This window comes from Chelativorans sp. J32, from assembly GCF_000518985.1.
Classification (GTDB): domain Bacteria; phylum Pseudomonadota; class Alphaproteobacteria; order Rhizobiales; family Rhizobiaceae; genus Chelativorans.
Genome location: NZ_JAEQ01000003.1, coordinates 254,531 through 271,149, shown reverse-complemented (window position 1 = coordinate 271,149; position 16,619 = coordinate 254,531). Strand labels below are relative to the sequence as shown.

The window sequence follows — 16,619 nt, the reverse complement described above, 5'->3', positions numbered from 1 at the left end:
TCCGGCATAAAGCCTCACAAAAGCGCCCGTAAAACAACAGGACCAGACGGAAACGCCCAATGCTCCAGACCGTAGCCGCCTTCGATCGAATAGGCGAGGAAAACGCCTTCGCCGTATTGGCGCGGGCGACAGACCTTGCCCATCAAGGCCGTGACATCATCAATCTCGGCATCGGCCAACCTGATTTCCACACGCCCGAGCATATCGCGGAAGCTGCGGTGAAGGCGCTGCGCGACGGCCAACACGGCTATACGCCGGCAACAGGTATATTGCCGGCCCGCGAGGCCGTAGCGCGTCGGACGCTGGCTACCACGGGCGTGGAGGTTTCTCCGGACAACATCATGATTCTCCCGGGGGGCAAGCCGACCATGTTCGCCGCGATTTTGATGTTCGGCGAGCCGGGCGCCGAGATCCTCTATCCCGATCCGGGTTTCCCCATCTATCGCTCCATGATCGAGTTCACCGGCGCGAAGCCCGTGCCGGTGCCAATCCGCGAAGAGAACGGGTTTGCCTTTTCGGCAGAGGAAACCCTGTCCCTTATCACGCCGAAGACACGCCTCCTGATCCTGAACTCGCCTGCGAATCCGACCGGCGGCGTCGCGCCGAGCGAGGAGATCGCGAAACTGGTGAAGGGGCTGGAGGCGCACCCGCAGGTCGCGATCCTCTCCGACGAGATCTACGACGTCATGACCTATGATGGCGAGAAGGCTACCTCGCTCCTCACCTTCCCCGAGATCCGTGACCGTCTGATCGTGCTCAACGGCTGGTCGAAGACCTGGGCCATGACCGGGTGGCGCCTCGGCTGGTCCATCTGGCCCGATCGCCTTTATGGCCTCGTGCGCAAGCTCGCGGTCAACTGCTGGTCCTGCGTCAACGCGCCCGCCCAATACGCCGGCATCGCCGCCATCGATGGCCCGCAGGACGATGTCGAGAAGATGATGCGCGCCTTCGACTCGAGGCGGAGACTGGTCGTTGAAGGGTTGAACGGGCTGCCTGGTATCTCCTGCCTTACGCCCAAGGGCGCCTTCTACGCCTTCCCGAACATCCGGAAGACAGGCTGGAAGGCGAAGGAGCTTGCCTCCGCTCTTCTGGAAGAAGCTGGCGTCGCGCTGATTGGCGGCCCGGATTTCGGCGTCCTCGGCGAAGGCTATATCCGCCTCTCCTACGCCAATTCGGAAGAGAACATCCTGCGCGCCATCGATCGCGTCGGAGATTTCCTGGCGAAGAATCCTCGCTGAACACCTCCAGAAACGGTTGGGGCGGCACTTGGGCCGCCCCGATGCGAACCTGCTTGGGAGGAGGAAAGCCGATTCGACATGAGGCAGAATGCCGCGATTTTATTAATGAAAGGTTAACAGGAACAACTTTCGAGGGAAGCAGGCGAAGCCGTTTCCTCCCTAAGCAATCACAGGTAGTATTCTCGCCCTTTCCACCGACACGGCCTTGATGAGGGCGACCACTTGCGTCCCAGCCCTGAGCCGCAGCAGGTCGGCGGATTTGGCGGTGATTCGCGCGAAGAGGTTCTCGCTGCTGAAGGCGAGCATCACATCGGCGGAATTGCCGCGCCGCTCCACCGACTTGACCTCGCACCAGAGCTGGTTGCGGATCGAAAGACCCTCATGCTGGACCGTGGCAATGGCAATGTCCGCCGCCCTCACCCGCAACCGCACCTTGCTTCCTTGCATCAGATTGCCCGCGGAAAGCTCGATCTTCTCGTCACCCACCCGGACCGTTGCTGTCCCGTAATCGGCATCGACGTCGATGACCTTTCCCTCCAGGATGGAGACGACCTCCTGGCCCGTCTCCGAGGAATGCCCAAGAATTTCCGCCGCCGTGCCGATCGCTCGCACCCGCCCTTCCTCGATCGCCACCACCCGATCGGCGAGCCGAGCAACCTCGTCTGTATCATGACTGACATAGAGCACCGGGATGTGCGTTTCGTTCGCGACCGCCTCAAGATAGGGAAGAATTTCCGCCCGCCTTTCCCGATCGAGTGAAGAGAGCGGCTCATCCATGAGGAGGATCTGTGGGTCCGCCAGCAAGGCTCGGCCGATCGCTACACGCTGGCGCTCGCCCCCCGAAAGCGTTCCCGGATGCCGTTCGAGATGAGCTTCGAGGCCGAGGAGCGCCACCACCTCGTCGAGACTTCGTCGTCCTGCGCGTCGCCCGGCCCAACGCGCATAGGTCAGATTTCGGCGTACGGAGAGATGCGGGAACAGCCTACCCTCCTGAAACACGAAGCCGATCCCGCGCGCCCGCGGCGGCAGGTCGATACCTGCTGCGCCATCGTAGAACACGCGCCCGCCCGCGGTGATCCGCCCCTCTTTGGGCCTGGCAGTGCCGGCGATCATTTTGAGGACCGTGCTCTTTCCGGCGCCGGAGCGCCCGAAGAGGGCCGTTACACCCGGTTCGGCGGTGAACCGGACGGAGATCCGGAAGGTGCCGGCCTTTCCCGTGATATCCACCTCAAGCTCTTCCATTCCCGCCCCTCTTTTGCAAACGCTTGGCGATCCATTCCGAAAGGATCACGGCCCCAATGGCAAGGATGATGGAAAGCCCGATCAGCCTCAGCGCCGCAGCATCGCCTTCCGGGCTCTGCATCAGCGCATAAATCGCAAGCGACAGCGTCTGTGTCTGTCCAGGGATGTTCGACACGAAGGTGATGGTGGCGCCGAATTCGCCAAGTGCCTTGGCAAAGCCGAGCACGAGGCCGGCAAGCAACCCCGGCAGGGCGAGCGGCAAGGTGACCGTGAGGAAGACGACGGGCGACCAGGCGCCAAGCGTCGAGGCCGCTTCTTCGAGCCCCCGGTCGACGGATTCAAGCGAAAGCCGGATGGGCCGCACAAGCAGCGGAAAGGCCATCACCCCCGCAGCAAGCGCCGCGCCCGACCAGCGGAAAGCGAAACTGACGCCGAACATCTCCTCCAGCAGGCGGCCCAGCGGCCCGCGCGAACCGAAAAGGACAAGCAGTCCATAGCCGGTGACGACCGGAGGCAGCACGAGGGGCAGCGTCACCACAGCCTGCAGAAGGGATTTGCCGGAAAACCGCCCTCGCGCGAGCAGCCAGGCGACGACGAAGGCAGGAACGATGGAGAAGGCCATGGCAGCCAGCGCCACCTTGGCCGAAAGCAGGAGTATTTCGACTTCCGCCTCGCTCATCACACCACCTTCCTTGCACCTGCCGCAAGATGAGGAGGATTTGACGTCCAACGCCGGAATAGGGAGCCAGCAAGGTACAGCGCGGCTGCTTCCGCGCTACCCTTTTTTGCGCCCCGTCTGGTCCTGCCAGCCATTGTCGAAGAACTCTGCATCTCGGATGATAAAGCGAAACGGCTAAAGCGGCGGCTGTGCGAAACCGAGATCCCGGAAGATCTTCTGCCCCTCGTCCCCCGAAAGGAAATCGAGGAAGGCCTCAGCCTCGGGTTTTGCGTTGGTTGTGGCTGCAGCCGGATAGACCACAGGCGGATGGCTTTCGGCGGGGAAGGTGTAGATGCGCAAAAGCTCCCTTGCCGCAAGTTGGTCCGAACCGTAGACGATTGCGGCATTCACCTCGCCGCGTCGGGCGAGTTCCAGCGCCACGCGCACATTCTCGCCGAAAACCGCATTATCCTCTACCTCATCCCACAACCCGAGGGACGTCAGCGCCGCTTTCGCATATAGGCCGGCAGGCACATGGGTCGGGTCTCCCATGGCAAAGCGCCCTTGCGAAAGGATTTGGTCCGGCCCTGTGCCGTCGGCGACCGGCTTTGCGGCGACGATGACAAGCTCATTACCGGCGACAAGCCGGCGGCTTTCATTGCGGATCAAATCGCGGGCAGCCACCCAGTCCATCCATTCCTGGTCGGCGGAGATGAAGATATCGGCCGGCGCGCCGGCCTCGATCTGCCGCGCAAGCACCGAACTCGATGCGAGCGAAACGGCAATATCGGCCCCGCTTTTTTCCTTGAAAGCGGCACTGGCGCGATCCATTGCCTCCTTCAGGCTGGCGGCGGCAAAGACGGTGATGTTCTCTTGTGCGACGGCATTTCGAGGCAGAAACGCCGTAAGCGCGAGAGCAAATGCGAAGAAGATCTTAAGCAACACATCCTCCAAAGACGGCCGCGCGAATGCGCGGGTTTCGAGACAGGACGTGATGGTGGAGGGGATATCGGCATCCGCGCCCCGGATGCCGCCAACTCCTTGACACAGAGGCGGCCGATCACTGCCACCCGCACCGCCGATGGCGATGAGGCCTGCACCTTATGCCTGACCGGCCGTTGTTGGCAAGAACCCGATCAGACCGAGACGGTCTCGGCCACAGTAGCCTCGATATGATCGATGAGCGGGTCGGGCAGGTTCAGGCGGCCGGCAAGCATGTCGAGATAGCCGCGCTCGGCCCGGGTCTGAGGCTCTATGGCAAGGCGGGATGCGGTGTAGAGCTCGACCTTCTGCTCCTCCGTCTGGGCAGCAGCGATGAGCGCATCGACATCCACCGGCCGCTCCAGTTCCTCGATCAGGAATGTTTCGACTTCCCCGTCGATCCCGCTCGCCTTGAGACGCTCCGAGATCTTGCGCCGCTCCGCCTCATCAATATGCCCATCCGCACGTGCGGCTGCGATCATGGCGCGCACCAGCGCCAAGGCGAACTGGTCCTCTCCCTGCGGCGCAAGTGCGGGATGAAAGCCGGTATCCTGCGGCGGCGGCAGGAGATTGCCCCCCTTCACCCCCTCGCCTGGTTTGTTGCCGGCCTGGTAGTCCTGATAGGCCTTATAGGCCAGGCCTGCGATGGCACCCATCCCGCCCAGCTTCAGGGCATTCTTTGCAAGCTTGCGTCCGGTACCCGTTCCAAGGAGCGCGGCGACGATCGCTCCGGTGGCGATCGGGTTGTCCTTGGCGAATTGGGTCACGCGCTCCGCATGGCCTCCAAGCGTCGAACCTGTTCCCGAGGAGCGGGAACCCAGGAAACCTTCCAGCAGCTTCTTCGGATCGATCATCGGCGCTCTCCATATGAATGTCCCTAAACAGTTAGGCAGCGCTACGTTCAATGAGAAGTGCTGCAGCTAAAGAGAATTCGCGGAAGAGGATAAATTGATCTGCGGGGGACGACCGCTGGCTGAAGAGCGACCGTGATTCTCCTGTTCCCGCCACAGCTTAGCGGGGCGGCCGGCGGAGAAGGCCAAAAAAGAGAGAGGGATTTATCCCCTCTTGTTTCGGCACGGCAACAATGCGGACAACAAATCGGAGGCCAGCTTTATGTCTACTGCCCAAACGCTCGATCTCGTCGCCAGGCTCGCAAAAGAGGTCGCCTTGGACCCGGCCGCGCTCATGGCGGTGATCGAGGTCGAATCGGAAGGCCGCGCCGGTACCATGATCAACGGACGTCAGGAGCCTTTGATCCGGTTCGAGGGTCATTATTTCGACCGCCGCCTGCCGGCCGAGAAGCAGGAGATTGCCCGCCGCGAAGGGCTTGCTTCTCCAACGGCCGGCGCAGTGAAGAACCCGCCCTCCCAAGCGGCACGCTGGCGCATGCTGGAGCGGGCCGCCGCCATTGATCGCAAAGCCGCCTATGAGGCCACGTCCTGGGGTATCGGTCAGGTCATGGGCGCCCATTGGGCCTGGCTCGGCTATGCCAGCGTGGAAGCATTGGTGGAAGAAGCACGCGGCGGTGTTGAGGGGCAGGCTCGGCTGATGCTGCGCTATATCGAGAAGGCTGGTTTGTTGGATCCGTTGCGCCGGCACGATTGGGCAGCTTTTGCCCGCGGCTATAACGGGCCGGCCTATACCCGCAACAGTTACCATCTACGGCTGTCTTTGGCCTACCGGCGTCATGCGCGCACCCCCGGTCCTGCCATTTCCGGCGACACGGAGCCTCTGTTGCGCAGAGGCAGTCGAGGGAGTGCCGTCGCACATCTGCAGAGCCTGCTTGCCGCCGCTGGCTATCCGATCGAGATCGATGGCGTTTTTGGGCCAGAGACCCTGAAAGTTGTGCTCGCCTTCCAGCGTCATCATGGGCTCGACGCGGATGGCATTGCCGGCCCTGCGACGATTTCCGCGCTCGAACACGCTTTACCTTTCGGCTCATCTCCATCCTTGTGGGCACGGGTTGTCGGCTTGGCCCGCCGTTTCGCCAAGGCGTTCAGCGGCTGACCCGCCAATCAGCCGGGCCTGCTCTGCGCCTTCGTGGTCGTCAGGACTCCTACCGCTAGGATCGCTGCGCCAATCCAGGTGAGCGCTGAATAGCGCTCGCCGAGGAAGATCACGCCGATGGCAAGCCCAACGGCCGCCGCCACATAGCCGATCTGGCTGAGATAGACGGGTCCGCCGACCGCCTGCAGACGGAAGAAGAACGTGTACATCACTGAAGCAGCAACGGCTTGGCCCAGGGCAAGGAGAGGCACGTCCGCAAGCAAGGCAAAAGATCCCGCCTGTCCTTGAAGAAGGGCGGCGACCAGCAACATGGCGGCGGCCGCCAGATGACTGCCCGCCGCAAGCTCGATCGGCCCCGCGCCCTCCGGCCAGTCGAGAGTGCGATAGACATTTCCGATGGCAAGACAGACCGGCATGGAAAGACCGACGAGCACCCAGAGGATTTCCGCGGGCCGCCCCACCTCGCCGCGCGTGGTGGCGACCGTCAGCGCGCCGACGAAGCCGATGGCGATGCCAAGCATTCCCAGCCGATTCGGCCTGCGCACGCCCAGGAGGAGCGAGAGGATCAGCGTCATTACCGGGGTCAGCGTGAACATGATTCCGGTGTAGCCAGCCCCCAGATGCGGCACGGCGAGGAACAGGAGAACATTGGGGAAGGCGAAGGACACCGCGCCGACGACGGCGAAATAGCGCAATCTTCGCGCGGTCAGCTTGAACCGTCGCTCCGACAGGAAGGCCGCGCAGAGAAGGACAGCCCCCGCCCCGAAGGAGATGACGAAGGACCATATCGCCGCCGGCACCCCCGCCTCCGTCGCGAGCTTGCCGAGCGGCGGCGTAAGCCCGAGAAGGGCGCCGTTCACGATCAGCAGGGCAAGGGCGGAGTGCCAGAGAGATTTCATACGATCATCCAGATGAGCAGCGGCCAGCCGCAGCACAAAGCGCCTGCATATAGCCTCAGCCGTGGCCGGCGGCAAAGGCGCTCTATCTACAGGCGAGCGCCCAGGTTTGAAGTATCCACTTGAAATGAGCTAAGAGAACAGCAGCGTTCACAGGAGCCGGCGATGAAGAAGAAGACCGAAAAGCTTTTGGAAATTCTCACGGCACAGCCGGTCATTCCGGTGCTGAAGATCGACCGGCTCTCGGATGCAGTGCCGCTTGCTCGGGCTCTTGCCAAAGGGGGCCTGCCGGCGATCGAGATCACCCTGCGCACACCAGACGCGATCGACGCGATCCGCCTGGTCGTGGACGAGGTGCCGGAGGCGATCGTCGGAGCAGGCACCATCCTCACCAAGAAGGATTTTACAAAGGCGGAAGAAGCGGGCGCGAGTTTTATCGTTTCCCCGGGCACGACGGAGGATTTGCTCGACGCAGCCGAAGATTCCCATGTCCCCTTCCTGCCGGGCGCAGTGACGCCGAGCGAAATCATGGCGCTGAGGGAAGAAGGCTACCGCGTTCTGAAATTCTTTCCGGCTGAGCAGGCGGGCGGCGCGGCATTCCTTAAATCCCTCGCCTCGCCCTTGGCCGACATGCGCTTCTGTCCTACAGGCGGGATCTCGCCCCAAAACGCCGGCGATTATCTCTCCCTGCCCAACATCGTTTGCGTAGGCGGATCATGGATCGCGCCGGATGCGGAACTGAAGGCCGGCAATTGGGCCGCCATAGAGGAACTCTCGCGTCAGGCGACAGGCCTACGTCAGGCGTAGCACTCGCTTTGCAGCGAACTGGAGCCGTCCCCATTGGGAACGGCTCCGGCGCTCATTCGAATTTGGCCAGCGACAGGAAGGTCACCGCCTTGCCGGTGAAGCGGCGGGCATCCGGCACCGGCGCGCCCTGCTTGAAACCGTCGGTGTAAACCGCCGTCGGCGCTTCCGCCATCTCCTTGCTGAAGGCCGGGACACGGGCCACCGCCGTCTTGTCGAGCACGGATTCTTTGCTCAGGGCCAGGTCGGCCGAGACCGCCTTGACGGGCATGACGTGCGGCTCGGGCGCTTCGTTTATCTGACTTGGATCGACCCGCGGCGCTTTGGGCGTGGTCCTCACACCGAAATCCCTCGCGCTCGCGCCCTTCTGCTCCAGCATTGCCACGCGGGGCGAGGCCTGCACCGGTTTCCCCCTGCTTTCTTTCAGAGCATCGAGAGCGGAAGGCGCAGGCGATGCGGAAAGGCTGGCGGCATCCAGTGTCTCGGCTTTGGCGAGCACGTTGCGAGCAGCAGCGGCTGAAGCCTGTTGGCCTTCTGCCCCAGCGGCCGCAGCGACGGCCTCACTACTTCCAACCTTGGCCCGTTCGCCCGGCACCGGAAGATAGGCTGCAGCAACAACCGGCTGTTCCGGATTGAGCACCTGCTTCTCTTTCGCGATCAAGGCGGCAATCGCATCCGCCGTCGCCGGCGGCTCCGGACGGCGCGTCGGCATCACATAAGCGGAGGCGGGCAGAGCCGTCGCCGCATCGGCGACCTGGGTTTCAGCCTCCAGCGGCGTGTGATCCGGCCTGCGCGAGGGCAGCGGCACATTGTTGATGGCGGCCAGCATTGCGGATGCCGGCGGCGTCTCCTGCTGGGCAATCGGAGCGGCGAGCGCCGCCAGTGGAGCCTGGCCCTGGCTTTCGGGAGCGGAGGCGACGAGAAGGTTGGTGCCGACATTCGCATCCGGGCGCGGAGCGGCGCGTGGCACCGGCACCTCTCGCGCCGGCAGAGCTGCAATCAGCGTGCCGGGGGTCTCCGGCGCGACCGGTGCGGGCTGTACCTGCTGCGGCTGCGGAGGCTGCGCGACCTGCCTTTGCGGTGCAGGCGGAGTGGCCGCGCGCTGCTGGCGCGGAGCCGCAGCCATCTGGATGTCGGCGTTATCCTCCTCCTCGTCGGCGCCGCCGCCGAAAAGGGCTGCCAATATGCCGCGACCGCGATTACCTGATTCTTCCGCCACCTGAATGGAGCCGCCGCTACGCTTGCGCGCCTCGTAGGAAGCGAGCGCCTGCTTGTAGCCCGGCAGCGGCTTGCCGTCGGAGGGGATGTGGATCGTCTTCCCGTCGGGGAAGAGAGAAGCAAGCTCCTTCCGGCTCATGCGCGGCCAATGGCGCACACTTCCGACATCCAGATGCACGAAAGGAGATCCTGACCGGGGATAATAGCCAACGCCGCCCACCTCCTTCTGGAGGGCGAGCGCCCTCAGCGTGGAAAGCTTCACGTCGGGGATATAGAAGTCCATGGCCTTGCCGAGCATATGCTGGCTCTTTTCGGCCACGCCGCTGGAGCGGCTGCGAAGCATCGCATTTGTCTTCGGCGACCGGTAGGCCGAAACCACATGGATGTAATCGCGCGAGCCCGATGCCCGGTAAACCTCCCACACGAGATCGAGCAGGCGCGGATCCATATTGGTCGGCTCATTGCGGCGCCAATCGCGGAGGAAACGGTTGATCTGATCCAACCCGCTTTTGATGTAGCGACCGTTGCGCTTGTAAGTGATCTCGGCGCGTTCTTTGGTGTGGATGAAATAGAGCTTCAGCGTCCGCGTTTCCGCATGAGCTTGCCCTGTCGCGAGCATGAAACCCGCCGCAAGCAGAAGGCCGGCTAAAAGCCTTTTAGGCCCAAGTTTGACGCTGCGGCATCCAGGGTCTTGAACGTCGTGGTTTTTCAAAACTATGGCCTGTCGGCTGGAACTGTCCCCACAAGCTCCGGGCTCTCCGAAGCACCCGGAGTGTTCACCATAATGGTTAATCACATCTTATTGAAGCAGAATTGCGCGCGGAGAATGGCAGGAAGGTGTCTCCCGCGCATTTTAAAAGACTAGGTTAATGTAAACTTTCCGACGATTTGAAGCGGATTCCCCAGCTGCGGAGGATCTATTCCTTCTCCGGAGGCTCGATGCCCATTTCCTTCAGCTTGCGGTAGAGGGTCGACCGGCCAATCCCGAGCCGGCGGGCGACTTCGCTCATCCTGCCGCCATAGTGGTCAATCGCGTACCGGATCGCCGCCTGTTCCATCTCGTCCAGCCGGCGGACATGCCCATCATCGCCGATGATCGGCAGAAGAGCAGGATGGAGCGGCTGCACCTTTCGCCGCGTCTCGCTTTCCTGCCGGGCAGGTGGCGTTTCTTCCGGCTCCGCTTCCTCGCTCAATAGGCCTTCGTCTATTCCATCGACCTGTGCGCGAATCTGCGGGAATTCCGCCGTGGTGAGCACCTCGCCATCGCAAAGGATGACCGCTCGGAAAATGGCATTCTCGAGCTGGCGTATATTGCCCGGCCAATCATATGCCTTGAGGAGGTCGAGCGCCTCCGCCGAAATTCCCGAGATATTCCGGCTGCCTTCGATCGCGCCGAAACGGGCAATGAAATGCTGCACGAGCAGGGGGATATCGTCCCGGCGCTCGCGCAAGGGAGGCACCGTTATCGGGAACACGCCGAGCCGGTAATAGAGATCTTCCCGGAACGCCCCCTCCTGAACCCGCTGCAACAGGTCACGGTTGGTGGCGGAAATCAGGCGGATATCCACCTTCATCGTTCCGCGGCCGCCGACTGGGTCGACCTCCCCCTCCTGCACGGCACGTAACAGCTTCACCTGGACGTCGAGAGGCAGTTCTCCGATCTCGTCGAGAAACAGCGTTCCGGTGTTCGCTTCGACAAACTTGCCGGCATGCTTCTCCGTCGCGCCGGTGAACGCACCCTTTTCATGGCCGAACAGAATGCTTTCCACGAGGTTGTCCGGAATGGCGCCGCAATTGACGGTCACGAAAGGCTTTCCTCGCCTCGCGCTCTCATTGCGTATGGCGCGGGCGATGAGTTCCTTGCCGACTCCGGATTCGCCTTCGATCAGGATGGGGATGTCCGACGCCGCCGCTCTCTGGGCGAGACGGATCACCTTCTCCATGACGGGGCTGCGCGTGACGATGTCGTGAAAGGAGAACTTCTCGGGGGCTTTCTCGTGCCCCCGGCGCTGCTGGCCTTGCAGCGCTTCAACCTTGAGCGCGTTCTTGAGAGCTACCGCCAGCCGCTCCGGAGCGACCGGCTTCACCACGAAATCGAAAGCGCCGGCGCGCATCGCCGCGACCGCCGTCTCCACGCTGCCCTTTGCGGTTTGCACGATGACCGGCACGCCGATGCCGCGGCGGCGCATCGCTTCCATCACCTCGATTCCATTCATGCCGGGCATCATGAGATCGAGGATGATCGCCCGCAGCGCCTCGGGACGTATTTCCTTGATTGCCTGCAACCCCATCTCACCGCCTTCGGCCAGATGAGGCGCATAACCCAGTCTTCGAACGGCCGCCTCAAGGAGGCGGCGCTGCACCGGGTCGTCATCAACGATCAGGACGGTATCGGGCATCAATGCAACAGCCGGACCAAATTCTCTTATGCGTGACTGACGTCAGGCTAGAACTATATGACATTGGCTTCTAAACAGGCGCTCAAGAAACCCGGTGAACGAATTCTTGACCCGGCCTGCCGGAAACCGACGAGGAGGTGATTCTATGGCTCGATCTCTGAAGGGGCCTGCAAGCGTTGCCCAGACGGCCGAAGCCGGAGCGAGGAAGGTCGATCTCGGCGATCTGCCCGAGTGGAACCTGGCCGATCTCTATCCTGGAATGAACAGCCCCGAGCTTTCCGAAGATCTTGCGCGAGCTGCGCGAGAGGCCGTCGCCTTCGAGACCAAATGGAAGGGACGCCTGGCGGACGAGGCCGCCAAAGGCGCTGCCGGCCGCCTCGGCGAGGCGGTGCGTGAATATGAGGCGCTCGACGAGCTTTTCGGCCGTCTCGGATCCTATGCGGGCCTCCTTTACACGGGCGATACCTCAGATCCGAAGCGCGCGAAATTTTACGGCGATGTGCAGGAAAAGCTGACCGATGCCAGCACGCACCTCCTCTTTTTCACGCTGGAACTCAACAAGATCGATGATGCGGCGATCGAGTCGGCGCTAAATGCAGATCCATCCTTCGGCCACTATCGCCCTTGGGTGCTCGATCTTCGCAAGGACAAGCCGCACCAGCTCGAAGACCGGATCGAGCAGCTTTTCCATGAGACATCCGTCACCGCGCGCGGTGCCTGGAACCGCCTCTTCGACGAGACGATGACCAGCCTCCGCTTCAATGTGGACGGCGAGGAACTGACGCTCGAGCCGACGCTCAATCTGATGCAGGATCCTGACGGCGAGAAGCGCCGCAAGGCGGCGGAGGCGCTTGCCGAAACGCTCAAGGCCAATATGCGCCTGTTCACGCTCATCACGAACACGCTCGCCAAAGACAAGGAGATTTCCGACCGTTGGCGCAATTTCGTCGACGTCGCGGATTCCCGCCATCTATCCAACCGTGTCGAGCGCGAAGTGGTGGAGGCCCTAGCCACATCCGTTCACGAGGCGTTCCCACGTATCTCGCATCGCTATTACGCGATGAAGGCGAAGTGGCTGGGCATGGACAAGCTCAACCATTGGGACCGTAATGCTCCCCTTCCCGAAACGCCGCAATCGGTCATCGGATGGCAGGAGGCGAAGGAGACGGTTCTTTCCGCCTACGGTGGTTTTGCTCCGGAAATGGCCGAAATCGCCGGACGCTTCTTCGAACGCAACTGGATCGACGCGCCGGTGCGCCCAGGAAAATCGCCGGGCGCTTTCGCGCATCCGACGGTTCCTTCCGTCCATCCCTATGTGATGCTCAACTACATGGGCAAGCCGCGCGATGTCATGACCCTTGCCCATGAACTCGGCCACGGCGTTCATCAGGTGCTCGCCGCCGGCCAGGGCTCCCTTATGGCGGCGACCCCTCTCACCTTGGCCGAAACGGCCTCCGTGTTCGGCGAGATGCTCACCTTCCGCTCGCTGCTTGACCGAACGACGGACAAGCGCGAGCGCAAGGCCATGCTCGCCCAGAAGGCGGAGGACATGATCAACACGGTCGTGCGCCAGATCGCCTTTTACGAGTTCGAACGCAGGGTCCATACGGAGCGTCGCCAAGGCGAGCTTACGGCAGAGCGGCTTGGCGAGATCTGGCTCGAGGTGCAGTCTGAAAGCCTGGGGCCGGCAATCGCGTTACGCGAAGGTTACGAAACCTTCTGGGCCTATATCCCGCATTTCATCCATTCGCCGTTCTACGTCTACGCCTATGCTTTCGGCGACTGCCTCGTGAACTCCCTTTTTGCGGTCTATCAGCAGGCGGAGCAAGGTTTTCAGAAGAAGTACTTCGAGATGCTGAAAGCGGGCGGTACGAAGCACCATTCGGAGCTTCTGGCTCCCTTCGGCCTGGATGCCTCCGACCCGTCCTTCTGGACCAAGGGTCTCTCGGTCATTGAAGGTCTGATCGACGAATTGGAAGCACTGGAGGAAGGCTGATTGGTTTCGGAGGAGATGCATCAGCCGCCGCGCCCCGTTGCATTCTTCCGCAACGACCTCACCGACGAGGTCATGTGCTTCTCGGAGCCGGACGAGATTCTGCTGGCTCGTGAGCCTGCGGAGCTCTTCCCGATGTTGGAGCGGGCGGAAACGCTCCGCCGCGCAGGCAAATGGCTCGCGGGCTATATTTCGTATGAAGCCGGCTATCTCCTGGATCCCTCCCTTCTCCCCCACCTGCCGGAAAATCGCCGCGCGCCCCTTTTATGCCTCGGCGCGTTCAAGGTCCCATCAGGGGCTTGGCAGGGTACCCCCTCGCCCGGCGACACGCCGCGCCTGTTCGACCCCAAACCCCTTTGGACCTTCGATGACTACCGGCCACGCTTCGAGAAGCTCCATCGCCATCTTCGCCTGGGCGATTGCTACCAGGGCAACCTCACCTTTCCGGTATATGCGCGTTGGCAAGGCGATCCGCTCGCCCTTTTCCAATCGCTGACGGCGCGCCAGCCGGTTCGCTATGCCGCCTTCATCGATCTGGGCGGCCCCGTTGTGCTTTCGCGTTCACCCGAGCTCTTTTTCGAGGTTTCGGCCGATGGCTGGATCGATACCCTGCCCATGAAAGGCACGATGCCCCGGGGAAAGACGCCGCGCGAAGACGAAGCTCTCAAGGAGCTGCTGTGCAACGATCCAAAAAACCAGGCAGAAAACCGCATGATCGTGGACCTCCTGCGCAACGACATCTCGCGCATATCGGAGGTAGGAACGCTCGACGTGCCGGAGCTTTTCCATGTCGAGAGCTACCCGACCGTTCACCAGATGATCAGCCGCGTGCGGGCAAAACTGGTGGAAGGCCTGACACTGTCAGACATCCTTGCCGCTCTCTTTCCCTGCGGCTCGGTTACCGGCGCACCAAAGATCAGCGCCATGAAAATCCTACACGAATTGGAGGCGGGTTCTCGAGACGTCTATTGCGGCGCGGTCGGCTGGGTGGCGCCGGATGGGCGGATGCGCTTCAATGTGGCGATCCGGACGATATCGCTTTATCCCGGCGGCGAGGCCGTGTTCAATGTCGGCGGCGGGGTGGTTTTCGACTCCAACGCCCACGACGAATATGACGAATGCCTGCTGAAGGCCCGGTTTGCAGGTTTAGGGCAGTAAGGCCGAATTCTTCCTGCTCCCTTATTGCCCCCACTGCCCTCTTTATTGTGACGCGGATCTGTGTTTTGAGCAGATTTCAAGTCTTGAACAAGGAGTTCTACCGAATGGCAGACAGCGAGTGGCCCGTCCACGGAACGATCACTGGTCCCATTGTGATGATCGGCTTTGGCTCGATCGGCCGCGGCACTCTGCCTCTCATTGAACGCCATTTCCGGTTCGACAAATCCCGCATGGTGGTGATCGACCCGGTCGACACCGACCGCAAACTTCTGGATGAACGCGGCATCCGCTTCATCCAGAAGCATGTCACGAAGGAGAATTATCGCGAGCTCCTCACCCCGCTGCTCACCGAAGGCACAGGCCAGGGCTTCTGCGTCAATCTCTCGGTCGACACCTCCTCGCTTGACCTGATGAAGCTCTGCCGCGAGCTCGGCGTCCTCTATATCGATACGGTGGTCGAGCCGTGGCTCGGCTTCTATTTCGACAATTCCGTGGGCAATGAAGCCCGCACCAATTATGCACTGCGAGAGACGGTCCGGGAGGAGAAGCGCAGGAATCCGGGAGGCACGACCGCCGTTTCCACCTGTGGTGCCAATCCCGGCATGGTCTCCTGGTTCGTCAAGCAGGCTCTCGTCCACCTGGCCCAGGACCTGATGCTCGATTTCGAAGAGCCCGGCCCCTACGACCGTGAAGGCTGGGCGGGGCTCATGCAGAAGGTTGGCGTGAAGGGCATCCATATCGCTGAGCGGGATACGCAGCGTGCGAAGAAACCAAAGCCGCTCAACGTCTTCTGGAACACCTGGTCGGTTGAAGGCTTCATCGCCGAGGGATTGCAGCCCGCCGAACTTGGCTGGGGCACCAATGAAAAATGGATACCGGAAAATGCCCGCGGACACGATACGGGGTGCGAGGCTGGGATCTATCTGGAACAACCGGGCGCGAACACCCGCGTACGCTCCTGGTGTCCTACACCCGGCCCCCAATATGGCTTTCTCGTCACGCACAACGAGGCGATCTCGATCGCGGACTTCTTCACGGTGCGGGACGAGAGCGGCGACGTGATCTATCGCCCGACCTGCAACTACGCCTATCACCCCTGCAACGACGCCGTTCTCTCGCTGCACGAAATGTTCGGCGCCGGCGGCAAGGCGCAGCCGGTTCAGCACGTACTGGATGAGAAAGAGCTGGTCGACGGAATCGATGAACTGGGCGTGCTCCTCTATGGTCACGCGAAGAACGCCTACTGGTACGGCTCGCAGCTTTCCCTTGAAGAGGCACGGAAACTTGCGCCTTACCAGAACGCGACGGGCCTGCAGGTGACTTCCGCGGTGCTCGCCGGCATGGTCTGGGCGCTGGAAAACCCGCAAGCAGGCATCGTCGAGGCCGATGAAGTCGACTACCGCCGCTGTCTCGAAGTGCAGCTTCCCTATCTCGGACCTGTCAAGGGATACTACACCGACTGGACCCCGCTTGAAGGCCGTCCCGGTCTCTTCCCCGAGGACATAGACGAGACCGACCCATGGCAATTCCGCAACATCATGGTGAGGTAATCTTCTCCAGTGTACGCGACGGGTTGCATTCCCGGCAAAAATACGGCGAATGGAAAAGCGTATTTCACAGGAGGCGGGTATGATTTCACTTCGTTCAGCAGCAACCCTCACGGGTTTGGCTTCCGCGCTCATCATTTCCGGCTGCGCCGGCATGCCCCGCTCGGCGGAGTCGGCCCTTGAAGGGCAGTGGGTCGACGCGCAGGGCGTCGGCATCTCCACCTTCTCCGGCGGCCAATTCGCTACGGTAGCAAGCGACACTGGCAACAGGCTGTCGCAAGGCACCTATCGTTTCCGCGACGGGCAGACAGTTGAGATTTCGATGGTCTCGCTCATCCGCCAAACGCAGACCAACGTGACCTGCTCGCTGACAACTCCGAACCAGCTCAGCTGCACCAACGCTCAGGGCCAGAGCTTCGCTCTCACCCGCCGCGCCTGATCGCTAGGATCTATCACCAGCGCCCGGCGCACCCGCCGG

Annotated in this window: 14 protein-coding genes; 7 read left to right on the top strand and 7 right to left on the bottom strand. The window is 62.1% G+C overall.

Going from position 1 to position 16,619, the window contains the following annotated elements; genetic code table 11:
* Nucleotides 1-59 precede the first annotated feature (59 nt).
* On the top strand, nt 60-1,238 hold the full coding sequence (locus CHEJ32_RS0106870) for a pyridoxal phosphate-dependent aminotransferase (RefSeq protein ID WP_028033199.1): 1,179 nt from the start codon (nt 60-62) through the stop codon (nt 1,236-1,238).
* A 159-nt stretch (nt 1,239-1,397) separates the two neighbouring features.
* Here the strand turns inward: CHEJ32_RS0106870 and modC are convergent, their stop codons facing one another.
* From modC to CHEJ32_RS0106850, 4 genes are all read right to left on the bottom strand, one after another.
* Nucleotides 1,398-2,480 carry a molybdenum ABC transporter ATP-binding protein gene (gene modC, locus CHEJ32_RS0106865; protein WP_028033198.1) on the bottom strand — a complete coding sequence of 361 codons (1,083 nt, stop codon included), beginning with the start codon at nt 2,478-2,480 and terminating at the stop codon, nt 1,398-1,400.
* Nucleotides 2,467-3,159, bottom strand: a complete 693-nt coding sequence (gene modB / locus CHEJ32_RS0106860; protein WP_034657990.1) for a molybdate ABC transporter permease subunit — start codon at nt 3,157-3,159, stop codon at nt 2,467-2,469. Before modB ends, modC begins: the two co-directional genes overlap by 14 nt.
* 174 nt (nt 3,160-3,333) lie before the next feature.
* Complete coding sequence (gene modA, locus CHEJ32_RS0106855; protein ID WP_028033196.1) at nt 3,334-4,080, bottom strand: molybdate ABC transporter substrate-binding protein; 747 nt, start codon at nt 4,078-4,080, stop codon at nt 3,334-3,336.
* 194 nt (nt 4,081-4,274) lie between these two features.
* Nucleotides 4,275-4,973: a tellurite resistance TerB family protein gene (locus tag CHEJ32_RS0106850; protein ID WP_028033195.1), complete on the bottom strand. Its 699-nt coding sequence runs from the start codon at nt 4,971-4,973 to the stop codon at nt 4,275-4,277.
* A gap of 259 nt (nt 4,974-5,232) precedes the next feature.
* On the opposite strand from CHEJ32_RS0106850, the gene CHEJ32_RS0106845 reads away from it, so the two are divergent.
* Nucleotides 5,233-6,126: an N-acetylmuramidase domain-containing protein gene (locus CHEJ32_RS0106845; RefSeq protein WP_028033194.1), complete on the top strand. Its 894-nt coding sequence runs from the start codon at nt 5,233-5,235 to the stop codon at nt 6,124-6,126.
* Nucleotides 6,127-6,134: 8 nt separating this feature from the next.
* Here CHEJ32_RS0106845 and CHEJ32_RS0106840 read toward each other — a convergent pair whose 3' ends face one another.
* Nucleotides 6,135-7,025 carry a DMT family transporter gene (locus tag CHEJ32_RS0106840; RefSeq protein ID WP_028033193.1) on the bottom strand — a complete coding sequence of 297 codons (891 nt, stop codon included), beginning with the start codon at nt 7,023-7,025 and terminating at the stop codon, nt 6,135-6,137.
* Nucleotides 7,026-7,187: 162 nt separating this feature from the next.
* Between CHEJ32_RS0106840 and CHEJ32_RS0106835 the strand changes: the two genes are divergently transcribed.
* A complete protein-coding gene (locus CHEJ32_RS0106835) occupies nt 7,188-7,829 on the top strand; it encodes a 2-dehydro-3-deoxy-phosphogluconate aldolase (RefSeq protein WP_028033192.1) in 642 nt (213 codons plus the stop codon).
* A gap of 52 nt (nt 7,830-7,881) precedes the next feature.
* On the opposite strand, the gene CHEJ32_RS0106830 is transcribed toward CHEJ32_RS0106835, so the two are convergent.
* Nucleotides 7,882-9,663 (bottom strand): DUF882 domain-containing protein, encoded by a 1,782-nt coding sequence (locus tag CHEJ32_RS0106830; RefSeq protein ID WP_034657988.1) that lies wholly within the window; start codon nt 9,661-9,663, stop codon nt 7,882-7,884.
* A gap of 298 nt (nt 9,664-9,961) precedes the next feature.
* Nucleotides 9,962-11,443, bottom strand: coding sequence for a sigma-54 dependent transcriptional regulator (locus CHEJ32_RS0106825; RefSeq protein ID WP_028033190.1), 1,482 nt, complete (start codon nt 11,441-11,443; stop codon nt 9,962-9,964).
* Between the two features lie 145 nt (nt 11,444-11,588).
* On the opposite strand from CHEJ32_RS0106825, the gene CHEJ32_RS0106820 reads away from it, so the two are divergent.
* The 4 genes from CHEJ32_RS0106820 to CHEJ32_RS0106805 all read left to right on the top strand — a co-directional run bounded on the left by CHEJ32_RS0106820 (nt 11,589) and on the right by CHEJ32_RS0106805 (nt 16,580).
* Nucleotides 11,589-13,439, top strand: a complete 1,851-nt coding sequence (locus tag CHEJ32_RS0106820) for a M3 family oligoendopeptidase (protein ID WP_028033189.1) — start codon at nt 11,589-11,591, stop codon at nt 13,437-13,439.
* 15 nt (nt 13,440-13,454) lie between these two features.
* Complete coding sequence (locus CHEJ32_RS0106815) at nt 13,455-14,594, top strand: aminodeoxychorismate synthase component I (protein WP_028033188.1); 1,140 nt, start codon at nt 13,455-13,457, stop codon at nt 14,592-14,594.
* A 104-nt stretch (nt 14,595-14,698) separates the two neighbouring features.
* Nucleotides 14,699-16,144 (top strand): homospermidine synthase, encoded by a 1,446-nt coding sequence (locus CHEJ32_RS0106810; RefSeq protein WP_028033187.1) that lies wholly within the window; start codon nt 14,699-14,701, stop codon nt 16,142-16,144.
* Between the two features lie 79 nt (nt 16,145-16,223).
* Nucleotides 16,224-16,580, top strand: coding sequence for a hypothetical protein (locus CHEJ32_RS0106805; protein ID WP_028033186.1), 357 nt, complete (start codon nt 16,224-16,226; stop codon nt 16,578-16,580).
* Nucleotides 16,581-16,619 lie beyond the last annotated feature (39 nt).

Coding starts and splice junctions, on each gene's coding strand:
- CHEJ32_RS0106870 (WP_028033199.1), top strand. CDS start 60: ATGCTCCAGACCGTAGCCGCCTTCGATCGAATAGGCGAGGAAAACGCC.
- CHEJ32_RS0106815 (WP_028033188.1), top strand. CDS start 13,455: ATGCATCAGCCGCCGCGCCCCGTTGCATTCTTCCGCAACGACCTCACC.
- CHEJ32_RS0106820 (WP_028033189.1), top strand. CDS start 11,589: ATGGCTCGATCTCTGAAGGGGCCTGCAAGCGTTGCCCAGACGGCCGAA.
- CHEJ32_RS0106850 (WP_028033195.1), bottom strand. CDS start 4,973: ATGATCGATCCGAAGAAGCTGCTGGAAGGTTTCCTGGGTTCCCGCTCC.
- CHEJ32_RS0106805 (WP_028033186.1), top strand. CDS start 16,224: ATGATTTCACTTCGTTCAGCAGCAACCCTCACGGGTTTGGCTTCCGCG.
- CHEJ32_RS0106830 (WP_034657988.1), bottom strand. CDS start 9,663: ATGCTCGCGACAGGGCAAGCTCATGCGGAAACGCGGACGCTGAAGCTC.
- modC (WP_028033198.1), bottom strand. CDS start 2,480: ATGGAAGAGCTTGAGGTGGATATCACGGGAAAGGCCGGCACCTTCCGG.
- CHEJ32_RS0106845 (WP_028033194.1), top strand. CDS start 5,233: ATGTCTACTGCCCAAACGCTCGATCTCGTCGCCAGGCTCGCAAAAGAG.
- CHEJ32_RS0106825 (WP_028033190.1), bottom strand. CDS start 11,443: ATGCCCGATACCGTCCTGATCGTTGATGACGACCCGGTGCAGCGCCGC.
- CHEJ32_RS0106840 (WP_028033193.1), bottom strand. CDS start 7,025: ATGAAATCTCTCTGGCACTCCGCCCTTGCCCTGCTGATCGTGAACGGC.
- CHEJ32_RS0106835 (WP_028033192.1), top strand. CDS start 7,188: ATGAAGAAGAAGACCGAAAAGCTTTTGGAAATTCTCACGGCACAGCCG.
- modB (WP_034657990.1), bottom strand. CDS start 3,159: ATGAGCGAGGCGGAAGTCGAAATACTCCTGCTTTCGGCCAAGGTGGCG.
- CHEJ32_RS0106810 (WP_028033187.1), top strand. CDS start 14,699: ATGGCAGACAGCGAGTGGCCCGTCCACGGAACGATCACTGGTCCCATT.